14 protein-coding genes are annotated in these 17095 nt (G+C 64.7%); 10 read left to right on the forward strand and 4 right to left on the reverse strand.

Annotated features, from left to right (window positions below):
• Positions 1–27: 27 nt before the first annotated feature.
• A complete protein-coding gene (locus ACIBCK_RS25855) occupies positions 28–4497 on the reverse strand; it encodes an FtsK/SpoIIIE domain-containing protein (protein WP_399394011.1) in 4470 nt (1489 codons plus the stop codon).
• Positions 4498–5060: 563 nt separating this feature from the next.
• On the opposite strand from ACIBCK_RS25855, the gene ACIBCK_RS25860 reads away from it, so the two are divergent.
• The 3 genes from ACIBCK_RS25860 to ACIBCK_RS25870 all read left to right on the forward strand — a co-directional run bounded on the left by ACIBCK_RS25860 (position 5061) and on the right by ACIBCK_RS25870 (position 7794).
• Complete coding sequence (locus tag ACIBCK_RS25860; protein WP_399394013.1) at positions 5061–5861, forward strand: hypothetical protein; 801 nt, start codon at positions 5061–5063, stop codon at positions 5859–5861.
• Positions 5862–5933: 72 nt separating this feature from the next.
• A complete protein-coding gene (locus tag ACIBCK_RS25865) occupies positions 5934–7184 on the forward strand; it encodes a mucin-2 (RefSeq protein ID WP_399394015.1) in 1251 nt (416 codons plus the stop codon).
• Between the two features lie 37 nt (positions 7185–7221).
• Positions 7222–7794: a hypothetical protein gene (locus tag ACIBCK_RS25870; protein WP_399394016.1), complete on the forward strand. Its 573-nt coding sequence runs from the start codon at positions 7222–7224 to the stop codon at positions 7792–7794.
• A gap of 11 nt (positions 7795–7805) precedes the next feature.
• On the opposite strand, the gene ACIBCK_RS25875 is transcribed toward ACIBCK_RS25870, so the two are convergent.
• Entirely contained in the window at positions 7806–8072 is a 267-nt protein-coding gene (locus ACIBCK_RS25875) for a hypothetical protein (protein ID WP_399394018.1), read from the reverse strand.
• 278 nt (positions 8073–8350) lie between these two features.
• Entirely contained in the window at positions 8351–8893 is a 543-nt protein-coding gene (locus ACIBCK_RS25880; RefSeq protein WP_399394019.1) for a hypothetical protein, read from the reverse strand.
• A 585-nt stretch (positions 8894–9478) separates the two neighbouring features.
• Between ACIBCK_RS25880 and ACIBCK_RS25885 the strand changes: the two genes are divergently transcribed.
• From ACIBCK_RS25885 to ACIBCK_RS25910, 6 genes are all read left to right on the forward strand, one after another.
• The gene (locus tag ACIBCK_RS25885; RefSeq protein WP_399394021.1) at positions 9479–10171 is read left to right on the forward strand and encodes a hypothetical protein; all 693 of its coding nucleotides are present in this window, start codon (positions 9479–9481) and stop codon (positions 10169–10171) included.
• 58 nt (positions 10172–10229) lie between these two features.
• Positions 10230–11669: a PE-PGRS family protein gene (locus ACIBCK_RS25890; RefSeq protein ID WP_399394022.1), complete on the forward strand. Its 1440-nt coding sequence runs from the start codon at positions 10230–10232 to the stop codon at positions 11667–11669.
• Positions 11670–11784: 115 nt separating this feature from the next.
• Positions 11785–12123: a hypothetical protein gene (locus tag ACIBCK_RS25895; RefSeq protein WP_399394024.1), complete on the forward strand. Its 339-nt coding sequence runs from the start codon at positions 11785–11787 to the stop codon at positions 12121–12123.
• Between the two features lie 101 nt (positions 12124–12224).
• Positions 12225–13622: a C2 family cysteine protease gene (locus ACIBCK_RS25900; RefSeq protein WP_399394025.1), complete on the forward strand. Its 1398-nt coding sequence runs from the start codon at positions 12225–12227 to the stop codon at positions 13620–13622.
• Between the two features lie 127 nt (positions 13623–13749).
• On the forward strand, positions 13750–13977 hold the full coding sequence (locus ACIBCK_RS25905; protein ID WP_399394027.1) for a hypothetical protein: 228 nt from the start codon (positions 13750–13752) through the stop codon (positions 13975–13977).
• Positions 13949–14755, forward strand: coding sequence for a hypothetical protein (locus ACIBCK_RS25910; RefSeq protein ID WP_399394028.1), 807 nt, complete (start codon positions 13949–13951; stop codon positions 14753–14755). The genes ACIBCK_RS25905 and ACIBCK_RS25910 overlap by 29 nt, the downstream gene beginning before the upstream one ends.
• 84 nt (positions 14756–14839) lie before the next feature.
• Here the strand turns inward: ACIBCK_RS25910 and ACIBCK_RS25915 are convergent, their stop codons facing one another.
• Positions 14840–15664 (reverse strand): hypothetical protein, encoded by an 825-nt coding sequence (locus ACIBCK_RS25915; RefSeq protein WP_399394030.1) that lies wholly within the window; start codon positions 15662–15664, stop codon positions 14840–14842.
• Positions 15665–16053: 389 nt separating this feature from the next.
• Here ACIBCK_RS25915 and ACIBCK_RS25920 point away from each other — a divergent pair, with 389 nt between their 5' ends.
• Positions 16054–17055, forward strand: a complete 1002-nt coding sequence (locus ACIBCK_RS25920; RefSeq protein WP_399394031.1) for a hypothetical protein — start codon at positions 16054–16056, stop codon at positions 17053–17055.
• Positions 17056–17095: the final 40 nt, after the last annotated feature.

Here is a 17095-nt window from a genome sequence, read left to right on the forward strand (position 1 = left end):
GTTTTTTGTGCCGATCCTTACGCCAGGTCAGTCATCGAGAATGGCCTGCACCGGCGTCATCTGTCCGCTTCGTACGAGAAGTCCGCGTCCTACCGGACCGCCGCCGTCGATGGACAGTCGAACGTTGAACAGTTCCCCGTCCGAGGCGCTCTGCGGTGCCAGAATCATTCCCTGGCGTGAGCGCCTGGCTTCCACGACGAACCCTCGGTATTGAGAGCTCAGCGTGTCCGTGGCGCCGGCCACGACGATGCCGATGCCGCCGTCCCTTCCGTTCTGAGCGACTTCCTCGAGCGCTCTGTCCAGCGAGGTGTCGTAGAGCATGTCGGCGTCGTCCGCCACAACGGCGAACTTGCCACCCTCGGCACCCTCGATCAGCTCGGTCAACTCCCGCTCGGAGCTGTCCGCGTTGAGCACACCGAGTACGCCTGGCTCATTCTCCAGAACGCGCAGGGGCGAGCGCCGGGGTGTGACCAGGACCAGCGGCACCTGATTGGCCAGCAGGCTCCGCGCCGCGACGAGTAGAGCGGTCGAGCGCCCCGACTTGGGTGGCCCCGCGATGACGAAGCCAGGTCCCGACTCGTCCAAATCGACGCCGATCGGCATGAGTTCGTCGCCACCGACGCAGAGGAGCGTCCACAGCGGCGACGGTGGCGTGAAGGAGGGGTCGAGGGCCCGGGCCTGACTGGCGGTCACCCGCATCGGCAGCTCGTCCACCCGGAGCGGACGGCGGTTCCGCGGCGGAATCGGGTGACGGCGGCGGGCCTCCTCTGCGATCTCGCGCAGAGCGGTGACCTGGGCCTGGCCGGAGGAATCGGGAACGAGCAGCGCGATCTGGCTCTCCTGGGCGCCCGAGTCCGTGATGCGGAGCGCCCGCCCGGACGGCATTTCCTTCGGCACGTCGCGAGCGGAGAGCCCTGCCAGCGAGTACTCATTGGCATCCGTGAGCCGCAGGATCAGCTTGTCGGCGAAAGACGGGGAGACCTGGCCGCTGAACCCGCTGCGGTCGGCTGTCATGACCACCTTGAGCCCCACTGCCGCGCCTTCCCTGAAGATCTTGACGATCATCTCGACGAGGCGGCCGTAATCGATGCCCTCGAGCGCAGATGTGTAGCCTTCCCAGCCGTCGAGGAGGAGGACCATCCAGGGCAGTCGGTCTTCCGGGGCTGCGGTGGCGCGCTGCTCGGTGGCGCTGGAGAGGCCTTCCATGGCCAGCAGTTGCTGACGTCGTGAGACCTCAGCCGCGAGTCGATCCAATAGCCGGCGCACGCGGTCAGGCTGGTCCCGGGTGACGACGGCTCCGCAGTGCGGGAGGTTCGTCAGGGGCAGCAGGGCGTTCGCACCACAGTCGATGCCGTAGAGATGCACATCGCCGGGTGATGTGTCGCGTGCCAGGGCACCTGCGAGAGTCCGCAAGGCGGTCGAACGGCCCGAGCGAGGACCGCCTGCCAGCATAATGTGATCGCCGTGCACCAAGTCGAGTGCCAGCGGTGCGCGGCTCTGCTGGGCGGGCAGGTCGGTGAGGCCGATGTGGATCGGCGCGACCTCGTCGGTCGTCGGCGCTTCGCGATCCGGCAGATCGGCGAGCGACAGCAGATCCGTGAGGGGTTCCAGCCAGGGGCTTCGCTGAGGCCCGAAGTTCATCAGTTCAGCGCCTTCCCGGATGGAGTTGACGAGGACGCTCAGGTCGGTCACCAGGGTTCCGTCATCACCGTCCTCCGCGACGCGAGGAGCCGGACGGCCAAAGGAGGCCCAGGACACGGGAGACACGACTGCCTGGGGGCGATTGGAGCCGATGCTCGGCCGACGTCCACCGATGCGAGCCGACTGCACGGCAACAAGCGACTGTGCGCCCGAGCGCACGTAGGCCCGTCCGGGGGTGGACTTCGCGATGGTGCCGGCGTCCGGTGCGTCGATGACGTCCGAGGACTCGGACCCATCGGTGACACGGAGGGCGATGCGCAGGTTGGTGTTGGCCCGGATGTCCGCGCTCACTACACCGGCAGGACGCTGGGTGGCGAGGATGAGATGGACACCCAGCGACCGGCCTCGCCTCGCGATGTCGACAAGACCCGCGATGAAGTCCGGGAGCTCGGCGACAAGGGAGGCGAACTCGTCGATGACCAGCACGAGTCGGGGCATGGGCTCCAGTTCGGGCCGCACCCTCCTCGTGTCGTTGTAATCCTCGATGTCCTTTGCGGCTGTGTCGAAAAGGATCTCCTCTCGCCGCTTTAGTTCGGCGGCGAGGGAGGCGAGCGCTCGCTCCGTGAGGTGTGCGTCGAGGTCGCTGACCATGCCGACGGTATGGGGGAGTTGCGCGCAGTCCAGGAAGGCGCTGCCGCCCTTGTAGTCGATGAGGACGAAGTTCAGGGCATCCGGGCGGTTGGCAAGCGCCAGGGAGGTGATGATGGTCTGCAGCAACTCGGACTTACCGGCGCCGGTCGTGCCCGCGATCAGAGCGTGTGGGCCGTCTCTGCGGATATCCAACATGAAGGTTCCGTCGCCGGCGATGCCGATCGGTACCTCGGTGGTGGAGCCGCCCTGCTGCCAAATGCTGGCAACGTCCGTGCCAGTGGGGTCCGGCATGCCCAGAAGGGACAACAGCCTCGCGGCCGTGGGCAGCGCGGCGTCGGCGTCATCGAGGCTCACATCGCGTACAGGAGCGAGTGAACGGGCCACCAGCTCGCACCAGTCGGGCGCAACCTGATCGGCGAGGACGTCTCCGGCCGACTCAAGCCCGCCACCGCCGATCCTGACGTGGTTCGGCTGATCGGCCAGTCCGCTGATCGCGGCCTTGCACTCCTCGGGCAGGAGTCGCTCGTCCTCGTCGATGCAGACGGCGAAGATCCCGTGTCCCGGCCCCTCTTGAAGCAGCTGGGGAACACCAGGCATACGACGCAACAGGCGAGCGCCGTCCAGCACGACCAAAGTGAAGGGGTCGGGACGCAGGGACTTGGCCGCTCCGAAGTCCTTGGCGCCTGCCTTCCTGCGTTCCAGCTCGGCAAGGAGCTCGTGAACGCGGCGACCGACGACTTCCGGTTCGGACCCGATCAGCGAGATGCAGTCCTGGCCGAGCTGTGGGGCGGTATGAGGAAGCCAGTGGGCCCAGTCCCAAGCGGTTTGGGCGTCACCGGCGGAAGACAGGACGACAAGCGAGAGGTCTCGCGGGCTGTGCAGCACCGTTGCCTGTGCGACCAGCCAATGAGCCATCGTCAAGCTCAGCGAGCGGTGGCCGGCCACACCGATGACACCCAGTTCGGCCAGGGGAACCACAGCCGGAACGTTGGTTACGACGGGGGGTTCTGGCGGATCATCGAAGGTGCCGGACTTGACGGCGCGCATCTCGACGTCGACGGGCAGGTTGGCCATGCCGACCCGCAGTTGCAGAACGTCAGGGTCGACGAGCCTTCGCTCCCACAGGCGGCGGCGCGGCCCGGTGGCGAAGAGGAGCAACTGTGCAGGGTCGGGATGTGCTTCCCGTCGAGCCTGCTGGTCTGCCTTGCCCAGTTCCGTCAGCTTGATGTCGTACTCGACGAGCTCCTTCTTGTACTCCTTGACGGCCTTCTTGTGTCGCTTGCGCTCGTGCCGTGCCTCGCTCACCCAGTAGCCGATCATCATCAGCGGGCTCATGGCACAGAAGAGCAGCGTGTAGAGCTGCTTGGTCATGAAGTACATGGACAAGCCGAAGATCGCCGGAATGAACGAGGCGAGCAACTGAAGGCGAGGTCCTTCGCCCTTGACCGGTTCGGCGGGCAGGATCAAGCGAGGCCGATGCCGTAGCGGAGACAGTCGCGGCGGCCGGTTGTACGCGTAGCCACCGTCGTCCGTGGCTGCCAAGTGAGCGTCAGGCTCTTCTGATTCGCGGAGAACGATCAGCGAATCGCCAATTTTCAGGATCGCCCCGGTGGGCCAGGCGCAATCAGTTTCGGTCGACTCGTCGTCCAGCGCGAGAGGTACCTCGGCCTGAGGGTGGATCGTGACGCTGCCGTCGACGTTGACCGAGAGTTTGGCGGCAAGAGGAGCAAGGGCGGCGTCATTGATGGAGAGAGAACAGTTAGGCCCGGACCCGATGGTCGACACGCCTGCCTGTATACGAGCAATGCGACCTGAGTTGGGCCCACCACAGACGCGCAGCTCGAATCGCCCTGTCGGCTCCCCGGCACGCATGAACGGACCGATGTCCTCGCTCGTGGTGACCCGAGCGCCATCGCGGAGTATGGATGAGGCGAGGGCCGAGGGCTCGCAATACCGGCCGTCGACCCAGAGGGAGGGGGCGGAGCCTGACGAGGGGAAGGGGGACTTCGAGGCAGCGAACCCCTGTCCGGCTTCTGCTGACCGGACCATGGAGGGGAAGCGCCCAACGGTGATGTTGGGCGCGGAGTTCGCGCCCGTATCAGTCAGACAAGCTGCCACATCGGCGGCAGTCGCTTCTTCCTCCAGGGTGACCAGCACGTCCTGCGGGGGGACACTCTCCCCCACGACTGTCACCAGGACTCGCATTGTCAATTTCCTTCCGACCCGCGCAGGGGCAGTGTTGAGTCGACATTCCCGTTTGCTACTCGGGCGGCGTACGGACTAGCTGCGCTCGCGCGCCCCCCCCCGTTGCGGTCCGCAGGCCTCACTGCGAAACCAGGAAGGTCGAGAGTACTCAGGGGCCGTTCTAGGTGTCGAAGAGTGGTGCATCGCGCGTTCTACGGCTTGGTCTCTTTGTGGCGATTACTTCCTTACATCCCTGCTCGCGAGCCGTACGGCAAGCGACCTACAGCACAAGTGTGGGGAACTCGTGGCATCCTCTTTGCTCTCCCTATAGGTTTGGTCTGGTGCTGAGCTGGCCGGATGGGCCCCCCTGCGTCAGGCCCCCGCTCTTGAGCACCGGGGTGAAGATCTGGTGGGGACAGTTGAGGCGGCGCTGCTCACCATCAGACGGTGCACGTGCAGCAGTTCGGGGCCGCCGTGTTCGCGGAACTGTCCCCCTCTCAGTGCCCGCTGCCATCGGGGGAGCAACCAGTGAATGCCCCCAACAACTGACTTGCCATAAGTGAGGAAAAGTCACAATGCCATCCATGGACCCAACCCGGCGTCGGCTGCGCCTGGCGGACGCGCACATCAGCACGCTGGGTCTGCTTGTAGAAGAAGGAGAGATCCCGGATGAACTCGCGCAAGCGGCAGCAGAATTGCGTGAGGCCGGGATTTTGGACGGAGAGAACAAGATCTCGGGAGAGCTCTACCCACTTGTGTCCACGTTGATGGAGCCGCACATCATTGTGCGTGCAGAGGTGACCGGGCCGCAGGGAGTGGCAATCAGCGGGGCGGTCGCCGGGAACGACTTCATCTTCACACACGAGGCCTGGCCGGGAGATGTGGAATCGGAGTACATCCCTGTAGAGCCTCAGTACTTGGTATGGGCGCTCTCCAGAATGGTGGACCTGCACCAGGACGACGCTGATGCAGATGACGTAGGCGAAGAGATCGTCACCACCATGGGTGTGCTCGATCAGGTGCTGGACCGCATGGAGTCCGAAGGTGCCGACGACTGGGTGTCTGTGGCACAGGCCGTAGGTGCTCCACCCCGGCTCGCAGAAATCCTCTCTCAACTCAACTGCATGTGGCGCATGACGGTGGCCTGGCCTGGCGGGAAGGGGGGACCGGACGGCCTCGGCGTCTCCGCGCTCGCCATCTGGGACTGCGGTATCGAGGGCTATTGGGTGCGAGAGGCTCCGGCGGATCCGATCACCGAGGGGCAGGTGGACGACGCCAGTCAACTGAAGGTTCGTCGTACCACGGCCAAGGAGATCTGGCAGCAGATCACGGATTTGCTGCCAGACCGGGACGAACTCCTCGTGGAGCCGTCTCCGGCTGTGTGATGCCCGTCGGCTGGTAGTGCCACATACGACGGAATCACAAAGTGCGTCCACGTCGGTAACCTAGGGGGATAAATGACCGAAGAATCCGCACGCGTGGCCAAGCCCGGAGATTTGGAACAACTGGCCAAGTTGTTCGACGGGCGGGGTAACCTCCAGGACCGTCTCGACGAAGCATTTACGCGTGCTTCGACCCTAGGCGTCGGAGGCAAACTCGGCCCGATCAAGCCGATGAGGTCATGGGCGACCAAAACGGCGCCGGACCTTCGAAGGCGCGCTGCCGTCCTCAGAGCGGGTGACGGCGACCCGCGTGCCGCTGCTCTCTTCGCAGGGTTCACACCGGAGCAGCTGAAGGGCGCAGAGCTCCCGCCAGACGCCATGCTCATCGCGAACGCCTCGGTGGCTAACGGTGATGAATTCGACACCAGTTGGTTGAAGAAGCGGGGCGACGAGACGCTCAGTGATTGGCTGAGTCGGATCAAGAGTGATGGCGTCGCAAAGGTGACGAACAATGAGAACCTGGGCGAAGTGGTCGGTGATTACATCAAAATCACCGCACTGGCCTCTACGGTGCCTGGTGCATTCAAGATGGCAGCCAGCGGAACTATCGGCCTGATCTCGTACTTCAAGAGTCTGAAAAACCCAGGGCAGGTCAAATTCCTCAAGGCGCCCGGCACCAAGCTGGCCATGATTCTCAAGGGACAGCCGGTCCCACTCCTCCCGGCCAGCATCGCCAGGCAAGGAGCGGCCCTCGGAGCCCGCATGCCCGCCCCCCTTCTGAACGCTCTGACCGGAGCGGACAAGTACGCTGCCCTTGCTGGCAAGCAGTGGGCTTGGGAGACGAGTCTGCTCAAGGCAGGCAAGGGGGCGAGTGCGCTCAAAACCGCCTCCGGCGGCGGCCGCTTTACTTCACTCGCAGCGGGGGTCGGAGCGGCGGGACGTACTGCCGGCTGGTGGCGGGCGACCGGCATCGTGGGAGGTGTGGTCGCCACCGGCGTCGGAGCGTTCGACCTGGCGCAGAAGAACCCGGCCGAGGAATGGAAGAAGGACAAGGCCGGATACATCTCCGATGTCTCCGGTGTCGCCTTCAACGCGTCCCTGACCGCCGCAATGGTTGCACCCAACCCCCTTACGTTCGGCGCCGCGGCCGTGACAGGTGTCGTATACGGCGTCTCGTCCATCGTGGACAACTGGGACACGGTCAAGAAGTTCCCTGGGAAGGTCGCAGACGCGGGACGCTGGGCGGGAAAGAAGCTTGGGGAAGGCGCGGGGAAGCTGGCGAGTGGCGGGAAACAGCTCGTGAAGTCGCTGAACCCGTTCGATTGATACCGGCTAGTCTAGGAAATCGACGAAAGGTAAGTGCGTGACAGGTACGGGGCTCTCATTCGAACTTCAACTCGCTGAAGCCTCCCGGGCCTTCTGGTGGGAGGGCGTGGTGGGTGGCCTCGGGGCCGTGGAGCTTGCCTCCCCTGACCGAGATGCTGTCCCACAGAAGTATTGGGGTACCTACAACGGGGCGACTGTACGAGGCGAAAGCATTCCGCAGTGTTCGTACTACGGGCTGGGGTACTTTCTGAAGCCGCGCCTGGCCCACGGTGTACTCCATGTCGCGGGTCAGGAGGCTGCCGTTTCGAGAAACGCCTGGAGCTCCACCAAAAGGGGTCGTGCGCTTCGCATCAGGGCCCTGGGGCGCGACTACCGGTACGTCGAGGGGCAGAACAAGCGACAGCATGCTCTCGAGCGCGATGGCGTCAAGGTTCAGATGACGCGCTCGAGTTGGAAGAACCCGAAGACTCTGTCCGGCTTGGCCGAGGGGTCAGTGGATTCCGTGGACATCAGCTTGGCGATCCTCTTCGAAGGGATCTACACGCGCAATCTGTCGCTTCGTGGCGCTGTGTTCTCGGGGCCGGGGAGGATGCTGAGCAGGATCGAGTAGTGGTCGAGGCCTCAAGCCTTGGACTTGGGATTCTTGGCTTCCTTGACTGACTTGTCACAGTCTCGAGCCTCTTCGCGCAGCGCCTCCGCCACGGTGTGGCACTTCGTCTGCCAATTCTTCAGCTCTCCACGCGTGCTGTCCGCGTGCGGGCCCGCCCACTTCTTCATGGTGATGGTGGCGTACTTGTGGGGGGAGTCCGCGAGACCGTCGATGTGGTCCGCGAGGCTTCGAAGTTGCGTAGCCCGCTTGCTGAGCTCAGCGAGCTCGGGGTCGGCCACTGTGATCCCCTTCTGTCCCGTCGGTTACGCGCGCCGTTCGCACTGCCCTGGTCACGAGCGTACCCAAGGGCGGAAGCTGTGTCGAAGGGCTAGTTGCATGGGTGATTCGAGAAGTGGAAATGTCCCTTTAGTTTGAATCGTCTTCTCGTTCAGGGCGAGGCGGGGGCTGTGGTTGGCCAATGTTGCGAAGTGTGTACTGAACTTCGACTTCGCCGAATGTTCCAATAGCTCCGCGGAACTGCAAAGAGGTCCAGGCCATCAAGACGTCAGTGCTGCGGTCAGGGCCTCGGGTTCGGCTGGACCATGACGCCAAGCGCGGTGCCCAGAGCATTCAAGAACGCCACCCTGTCACGCGTCGGGATGGTCAGGCCCTCGCCGTTCCGGGTCGCGATGACCACGGTGTCCATGCCCATCGGAACAGCCCAGCCGCCCCCGACGAGCCGGGCGTTGCCTTGGGCTGCGGCACGAAGGCCTGGTACCGGAGCGTCGATCGTATTCATGGATGTCGCGTACTGCTGTGCCGCGGTGGGAAGTGATGCCTGGCTCGCGGATTGCACGGAGGTCGGGTCGATGGAGGCGAGGGGGATACGCTCGCGGCCGACGCGGAGGGTCTCTGCGTCGATCTGGATCCGGTTGTAGATGAACTTGGAAATCGGGACCAACAGGCAGGGCAGCAACAGGAGAAGGAACAGGGGCCACATGCCGAGCCAGAGGCCGAACTGATCGGGAAGGGTATTGACTCCCATGTAACCCATACCGACCAGATAGATGCCGATGCAGATCCCGGACCAGACCTTGGGACTCTTCTCTACGTAATGCATTGGCTTCCTCGGTTGTTGGATGACAGATGGCCACCTGGGTGCTGAGGGGCGGGCGGCCGGCTGCGAGAGGTGTGGTGGTCGGTCGACCTCGTGCGGGTCAGTGCTACACCCAGGCTATCGACGCTATCCGTAGAGTTCCTGGTTCGCCAGAACGAAGTGGTGTACGTAGCGGTACATGCCGGTCAGTTTCTACACTTGCTTCTCCAATCGTTCCCGCTTGTGTCGGTCTTCATGGGAGCGTGAAGGTGCTGACGGCATCCTGGCCTCTGTTGGCATGAGGCTGTCTGAGGGCGGGCGGACGGATGGGTTGCCGAATTCGGCGTCGTCGAGAGGGGCCCGCCTCCCCAAGGAGTCGCACGCCCTCGAATGGGAAGCTGACGGCAAGCCGGTGATGACGTCCGACCCTGATCGAAGACTCCTCATCTAGGCCGACTGGCTCGGCCGCCGCCTGGCCGTCGCCGTGCTACGTACTCGCTGCGCAGCCACCTTCCCGTCGTCTCATGGGTGCAGCCTCGCCACCCCGTCCTGCCGACGAGAAGCTACCGTTGCCTCGGAATTGGTATGCGCGAGCAACGAGGAGACGACATGGCCTTCGGGAAGGGTGGGGCGCGGGACGAAGCTCCGGTGCCGGCCGTGGAGTGGGTCGGGGTGCGGGAGTTCACCGTTGGTATGACCGAGCTCCCGGTCACGAAGGGGCGTGGTAGTGCCGTCCGCGGCCCCCGGGCCATCCGCGTCCCCCAGGGCAAAGGCAGCTCGCTGGTGTTCGCGCCCTGTGCCTACGTCGGGCCCGTGGCTCCACCGGCGCCCTCCTCCGCGCTGGACCCCTGTCTGTATGAGGACCTCGAGAAGCAGCGCTTGTTGTGTTGCCTCGTAGCCGAGGGCGACGAGGGAGGCGAACGTTGCTTCCGCGTACTCGACGGCCAGGGCACAGAGATCGGCACCATCCGGAGAGTGCCGCCATCGCGTAAGCCCTTCAAGCACACGTGGCGCATCGACCAGCCCGGGCATACGGAAATCGTCGGTCGTAATCGGTGGGCCAGTGGCGATGCCAAGCGGATCGCCGCGCGGGGAGCCGAAACGGTATTCCATGAGGCGCTGGATTCCCTCTTCTATTCGGAGGAGACGGCGTCTCCGCCTCGGCCCAAGAGCCGCACCCTGGAGTGGTTGTCCGACAGTGAGTTGGTCATGGTCTCCCAGGGCACGGATCTATTCACCGTCAGGGTGGACTGGTTGGATCGGCGGCTCGCGTTCGCGTTCGCTCTGCTGGGAGACCGCTGAGAGGGCAGCCGGGATCGGTGGCCACGTCTGGATACAACACTGACAAATCGGGGACTGGGTGCGTAACGTCAATCCAGAGGATCTGGAACAGCTTGGCAAGCTCATTGACGGCAGGGGCGGACTAGGGGACAAGCTCAAGGAAGGTTTCACGCGGGCATCCACTCTCGGCGTGACCTCAAAGCTGTCGACTCTCAAGCCACTCACGACCTGGTCAACCGAGCAAGGCCCGGACATGCGTAAACGTGCGGCCCTCGTCCGGCTTGACAACGGTGACCCCGAAGCGGGCCTGCGCTGGGCGGGATTCACCACGGAGGACCTGCAGAAATACAAGGACAAGGGACTCACCCCCGACGTCCTGCTGCTCGCCAACTCCGTGGCGGCCAGCGATGACCCGGAGGCGAAGGGCTTCGCACGCCAGGACGGTGAGGCGGTAGTCGACTGGATCGACCGTCTGAAGGCCCATGCGATAGCGCAGATCCCAGGCTTGCAGCCGCACGAGGCGACCATCGAGTCCTTCATCGGGCTCTACGGTGACTGGACGTCAAGCACTGTCACCGCCGCAACCGTCACCATCCAGGGTGCCGCGCTTACCAAGGTGCTGGTCGGAAACGCGTTCTCGCAGGGAGCGCTGCGGACCTGGAAAACCCGACTGGGAACAGTCCTGCGAGGCTCCGCCAACGGAAGAATCCGGGCTGCGGGTAACGGCATCATCAAGTGGCAGCCCTTGATGAAGTCCCTGTCGGCACCGGGTAGCTGGTTGCCGAGCAAGATCGCCGCCTGGGCTGGAGTCTCCGGACGTGTCCCATTTACGGGTGGAATGGTCGCCCAGCACACCGGAAACGCCTACAACGCGGCCCGTGGCCTGTCGTTCATGCGGTCTCCCATCTGGCGCGGACTGTCAGCGAACAAGGCCATCAACGCCCTGGTCGGCAACGACACGCTCGCGGCCCGCTTCGGAGGACTGACGCACTCCGGCCAGGCGGTCGCCCGTGCAAGCAACGCCAGCCTTTTCAAGGTGGCCTCGAACATCTTCACCCGGGGCCGCGCCGCGGGTTGGTCACGAGGGCTGGCGCTGACCAAGGGACTGGCCGGGGCCGGCAAGGTGTCGGGCGCACTGCGCGGTCTGGGAGTTGTCGGCGGCGTCGTTTCGACGGGCCTGGCCGCCAATCAGCTCTATCACCGGGGATGGCCATGGGAGAAGGGCAACTTCAGCAGCCGCGAGAAGGGCGCACGGTACGTCGCCAACGTAGCCGAGGTCGGCTTTCACGCTTCGCTCACCGCGGCCACCGTGGCGCCGAATCCATTCACCATCGGAGCCACCGCTGTGTTCGGCGCCGTCTACGTGGGCGCCAAAGTGGTCGAGCACTGGGATGGCATCAAGAAGGGGGCGGGGCAGGCGTGGGACGCGACCAGCAACGCCGCCAAGGAGGTCGTGAAAGACCCCATCGGGTCGGCGAAGAAGGTCGGACGCGCACTCAATCCAAAGAACTGGTTCTGACCGGCGTGGTGATGGTGTGACGATCAAGTCGTTGAGATGCGCAGGTGGCAGGCCGCTCGTACACTCCTGCGAGTGATTCGCGCATCGCGCAGCTGGAAATGAGGGGGCACGGGGAGTGGGGGCACCGGACAGCGGCGACGCCGCTGAGTTGAAGAAGCGGGCCGAGCGGCTGCGCGACTGTGCGCGGGAAGCCAGGTCGATCGCCGGTCGGCTCGGGCGGTACCTGGATGACGCGGTCAAGAAGGCCACCCCGCGCGGTGACAAGGGGGCCATCTGGCAGGGCCCCTACGCCGACCAGAGCACCGCCGTGTTGCAGAAGCGGCAGAGCTCGCTGAGCCGGATGGCAAGGTCGCTGCTCGCCGACGCCACCCGCTGGGAGAACGAGGCGACCGACTTGGACCGGAAGGCCAAGGACAAGGACAAGGCGAAGTCTGGGACGGGTGGCGGGAACTGATGACGTTCAGAGGATTCAGCGCTACTGGGCTGACCGAACTCGCCAAGGATCTCGACACGCTCGCCGGTCACTCGGGACGGCTGCACACCAACTTGGTGGGCGTGCTGACCAGCGCCCAGCAGAACCTTCCCTCCGGGCAGAACGCCTCGCGCGATCCCGACCTGCAGGACCTCGTCGGGAACTTGATCCAGATGCCGTCGTTCTTCGGTGGGCCCCGGAGCCTGCCCGGCTCGCTCAGCGGCGAGCTCGGCGACATGCAGGCGTCGATGAAGCGTCGCCTCAAGCAGTTGGAAGGTCTTCGGGACCTGCAGAAGAAGGGCTACCCGGTCAGCGACAGCAGTCTCTTCCTGGACGAGAAAGCGCCTGACGGAAAGAAGATCGAAGGCGCCCTGCGCGACCTCAAGAATCTGCAGGGCAAGGACTTCGGTGCCAACGGCAACCGTGACGACCTGGAAAAGCTCTCCGGCCAGTTCGACGGCCTCACAGCGGCGGAGCTGGACGTCTTCGTCACGAAGGCGTCCCCCCAAGATCTAAGCCACTACAACAAGCTGATCAACGATACCGACGACTCCTTCTGGACTCCGTTCGACAAGAACGGTCTACCGGAGGACCAGCGGCGCGACTCGCTCAGTAAGATGCTGTCCAAGGTCGGCCCGGGGAATATCGCCAAGTTCGCGAAGGCCTTCCCGGGCATACAGCCGACCTTCACCAATACCGACGCGTACGAGCAGGGCGGTAACAGCCAGAACGGCCAGACCAACAATGGCATCCACTGGCAGGCCCCACCCGACCCGCTGTTCAAGGACGGCGTCTCGTCCGACGACGTCAGCCAGAACCAGTTCGGCGACTGTTGGTACGTCGCCTCACTGACCGGTCTGGCGCAGAAGGACCCCCAGTTCATCCAGGACGGCATCAAGGAGAATCCGAACGGCACGGTCAGTGTCCGCGTCTGGGACAAACAGGGGAACAACCACTGGGTGACCATGACCGCCGACCTGCCGACCGACAAGAACGGCAACGCCATCAGTACGTACGGCAACGGCGAGACCTGGCCGGCGTACTACGAGAAGGCATTCGCGCTGACATACTCGGAGAGCGGCGACGACGAGCGCGGCTATGGCGGGATCGAAGGCGACGACCCGAAAAAGTCGGCGCCGTACCTGACAGGGAAGGAAGGCGATGACATCACCAAGGACAGCGGCTTCCTGGGGCTCGGTACGTCGGACGACAAAGACCTCGGATCGCTGAAGAAGGCCTTCGACTCGGGCAAGGTGGTCACCGTCTCGACGCCGGACGACGAGAGCCTGGACAAGGACCATCCGAAACAATGGGGCCAGACTTACCACAGCAATCACGCGTACTACGTACGTGGGTTCACCAACGACGGTGATGTCATTCTCGGCAATCCCTGGGGCACGTCAGGCTATCCGCCGATCACCGTCTCCCAGGAGGATTTCAACAAGTACTTCCAGGGACCGCAATCGTTCGATGTCCCTTAATTCCCGACAGGTGAGTGGAGTGTCTGAACCTCCCTACGCGAAGTACCCATTCGAGCTCGATGGTCATTGGGCGCTCCGCTATCACATTCCGTACACAATCGAACACGACGGTCGTTCCTACCGCGTTGTGGCCACCATCTTCGCCCAGCCATCCGTGCACGGCCGGATCCAGGTTGCCTGCGATGGGCAGCTCGTCGCGGAGTACGACGACTTGACCGTGGGCGACTTGGTGGAGATCACCGGCGACGTGTGGCGGGTGGGAGAGGTCGAATACCGCACCCGCGTCGTACTGGAGCGCGGACCCGAGAAGAACGAGGAGGAGGCCGATGCTCAGGCCGGCGAATCGGTGGCGTAGGACGAGCGGGTACGGGGCTGCGGGCGTCGCCCTGGCCCTGCTGGTACTGACCGGTTGCGGATCGTCGTCCGGGGATGGTGGCACAGGTGGCCCGACGGCCACGGACACCGCTTCGAAGGCGGCCGCCAAGGACGAGGGCCCGCTGTGTGTGGGCAAGGCCCCTGCCGCCGGGCTCCACGTCCTGCGTGGCGGCGGATTCCGGCTGCCGGGTGGGGGCGGGGTGCAGTACACCGAAGCGGGCGCCGACGGTACGACGCGCACGGCGACCTTGCGTGAGGGCGAGAAGTACGAGTCCGGTCAGAAGAAGCAGACCGTCAAACTCGGCGAGCAGGTCACGGCCTCCGGACACGCCTACGCCGTACGCCAGATCTGTGCCTACAGGGTGGTTCTGGAACCGAAATCCGCTGCCGACAAGTCTGAGGCCGCCGCTGCTCCCAGGTCCCTGAAGTCGGCGGGGGGCGAGGCCGACAACGGCCTCTGCTTCACCACCAACCCGAAGGTGCTGGCCACAGCTGCCAACGGCTTCCCGGCTGAGGGCCAGGATCTCTCCCTACTCGCGAACTCCACCGTCCAGCGGTTCCCCACGGGCCAGTCGCTCACGGTCTCCTACGTCGACTCGGACGCCGGGACGGCCGGCTTCGGAGCGGCCTGTGCAGGAATTCCGGTCGCGACGTACGAGGACGCCAGGGTCGGCGACACGGTCGAATTCGCGGGTGTGCTGTTCAAGGTGTCCAAGCTCACCGAGGAGGCTGTGCGGTTGACGCGGGCGAGTGCCTGACGGGGCAGGATCGGGGGCGTCGCGCAGGGCTTGATGCCTGCCTGCTCGCGATGCCCCCTCTCTGCGAGTGCGGTTGTCGGCGACTCAGCCGTCGATCAGCTCTTCCTTGTCCGGGAGGAGGTCCGTGATCTTCTCCCAGATCTTGCCGTTCCTCGTGCGTACGAGGAGCAGTTCGCTCTCGGGCCCGACCTGGCCCTCCACGATGGGCTCTTCGGGCTTCTCCCTGACCCAGTAACCGCGCGGTCCGCAGTCCCACACCGCGAGAGCACGGACCATCGCGACTCGCTCCCCCTCGTGCTTGCCGTCCCAGGCAGTGGTGATGCGCCACATCGAGTTCATGGCCATGACGAGCTCGGTGAGCTCGTTCAGCTCCGGCTCCTCGGGCGTGCCGGCCTCAGTCAGCGCCTTCCGAATAAGGTCCCTGGTCGCCGCCTCGTCACCCTCACCCTGGTCCAGAGCGGAGAGAGCCGCGTCGAGGGCTCCCATCGTCGTCTCGATACGGGTGACTTCCGACGTCGCCTCGTCATCAGCCTGCAGATTGACCGTGCGAGCCAGCTCCCAGACAAGGCTGTGCGGGGCGATGGGGGTGTACTCGGACTCTTCCTCGCCGGGCCAGGCCGAGTGAGCGATCATGGCGTTCTGGCCGACGATGACTCCGTGATTGAGCGCCCCGTGCTCGCCCGTGACTTCAATGGTCACCAGCATCAGCGGAGCAGCAAGGGCGACCAGAAGGTCCCTCAGGATCGGCGCTAGCTCGCCCTCTTCGCCGACGAGCCCGATCTGCATGAGTTCGCCCAGTGACGGCCAGAGCTCGTCGGGCGGATTTTCGCCGTCCAGGAGGTGGGCGAATACCGCTATGTGGCGATCAGCCAGTCGAAACCGCGCCCGGGAGCTGTCATAAGAAGGCATGGAACGTATTTACCTCAGTCTCTCGTGGCGAAGCCGCCGGAAGTCCATCGGCAGCGCGCGCTGTCTGTTCGGGGTGCTCGCCGCGTCAGGTGACGGGCTGGCCTCGGCGTCGCGGTACACGAGCCCTAGCCACCGTATGGCAATTCGTACCCCCTGTTGGTGCTCCCTGGGCCTGAGACCCCGGATCATCGGCCGCGCAGTGTCCCCACCCCCGGATTCACGTCCGCGGCAATAGTGGGTCAAATCATCCCACTCGGGTTCATCGCAGTTGAGTTGTGAAGTGATCGTCTGAGGGCTGAAGATGTTTCGGAGTGGGGCGCGGACTCCGGCTCGGTACTGCCGGTATCCGCCCGGTCCCGGCAATAGGGGATGCCCTATCGTCTCCTGCCATGTGGCAAGGACAGCAGCCGCCCGGGGGCGAGCAGAATCCGCAGGACCGGAATCCGTACCAGCAGCCGGGGTACCAGGCGCCGAACCCGTACCAGCAGCCCAGCGCATATCAGCAGCAAGGGCAGCAGAACGCGCAGTACATGATGCCGGGAATGCCCCAGCAGGCCGGCGGTGGCGGCGGGGAGGGAGGCGGCGGTCGAGGGACGAAGGTGATCGCCATCGTGGCCGCCACGGCCGTCGTCGTGGCCGCGGGGATCACCGGGTTCCTGGTCCTGGGTAGCGACAAGGATGACGAGAAGCCCGCGGCCGCATCGCGGAAGCCTTCCGGAGCGAATCACAGCCCAGAGGCTTCTTCCACGGAGGGCGGTGACGACGCACGGGGGAACGACGGGGGTGAGAAGCCAACCGTCAAGGGCTGGAAGACCGTTGTGAATCCCAAGCACAAAACCGTCTTCGACGTTCCGCCGGACTGGGAGGTGAAGTCCCCGGATTCCGCAGTGGCATTCGAGGACGTCAAGACGGGCGAACCGCTCTTCACCATGTCGGCGCCCGCGTACTACAAATCGCAGTGGTGCTCGTCCGACGACGACAAGGACGGCAGGAGCGAGGACAAGGCGCTGTCGGCCGTGGGCACCAAGGGGGCGCGAGGCGCGAAGAACACCAGCGAGGTCGCGCTGAACACGGTCTGGTGGTGGATTTACGCCCCGTACGCGCAGCCGGACAAGAAGAGCGTAATCGCCGATGAGAAGGCAAAGCCGTACACGACTAAATCGGGCGTCAAGGGCAGCATCGCCTGGGCGCGGTCCAAGAACGCGCCGCAGCGATCCAAGTGCGACTCGGAAGGCAAGGCGATCACCTTCGGTTTCAAGAACTCCGAGGGCGATTACGTCGCATGGAGCCTCTACAGCGCCGCGGGCGTCAAGGAGGAAGTCCCGGACGCCACCATCATGAAGATCCTCAGCACCGTACGTCTGCCTGCCGAGGGCGCGGCGGCCTCCTGATCACCCACCGCCCACCCCTGCGTGTGAGGGCAGGGGTGGA

The sequence above is a fragment of the Streptomyces sp. NPDC051218 genome (assembly GCF_044455475.1).
Classification (GTDB): Bacteria; Actinomycetota; Actinomycetes; order Streptomycetales; family Streptomycetaceae; genus Streptomyces.

Coding starts and splice junctions, on each gene's coding strand:
- ACIBCK_RS25885 (WP_399394021.1), top strand. CDS start 9,479: ATGGCCTTCGGGAAGGGTGGGGCGCGGGACGAAGCTCCGGTGCCGGCC.
- ACIBCK_RS25910 (WP_399394028.1), top strand. CDS start 13,949: ATGCTCAGGCCGGCGAATCGGTGGCGTAGGACGAGCGGGTACGGGGCT.
- ACIBCK_RS25920 (WP_399394031.1), top strand. CDS start 16,054: ATGTGGCAAGGACAGCAGCCGCCCGGGGGCGAGCAGAATCCGCAGGAC.
- ACIBCK_RS25880 (WP_399394019.1), bottom strand. CDS start 8,893: ATGCATTACGTAGAGAAGAGTCCCAAGGTCTGGTCCGGGATCTGCATC.
- ACIBCK_RS25865 (WP_399394015.1), top strand. CDS start 5,934: ATGACCGAAGAATCCGCACGCGTGGCCAAGCCCGGAGATTTGGAACAA.
- ACIBCK_RS25860 (WP_399394013.1), top strand. CDS start 5,061: ATGGACCCAACCCGGCGTCGGCTGCGCCTGGCGGACGCGCACATCAGC.
- ACIBCK_RS25855 (WP_399394011.1), bottom strand. CDS start 4,497: ATGCGAGTCCTGGTGACAGTCGTGGGGGAGAGTGTCCCCCCGCAGGAC.
- ACIBCK_RS25915 (WP_399394030.1), bottom strand. CDS start 15,664: ATGCCTTCTTATGACAGCTCCCGGGCGCGGTTTCGACTGGCTGATCGC.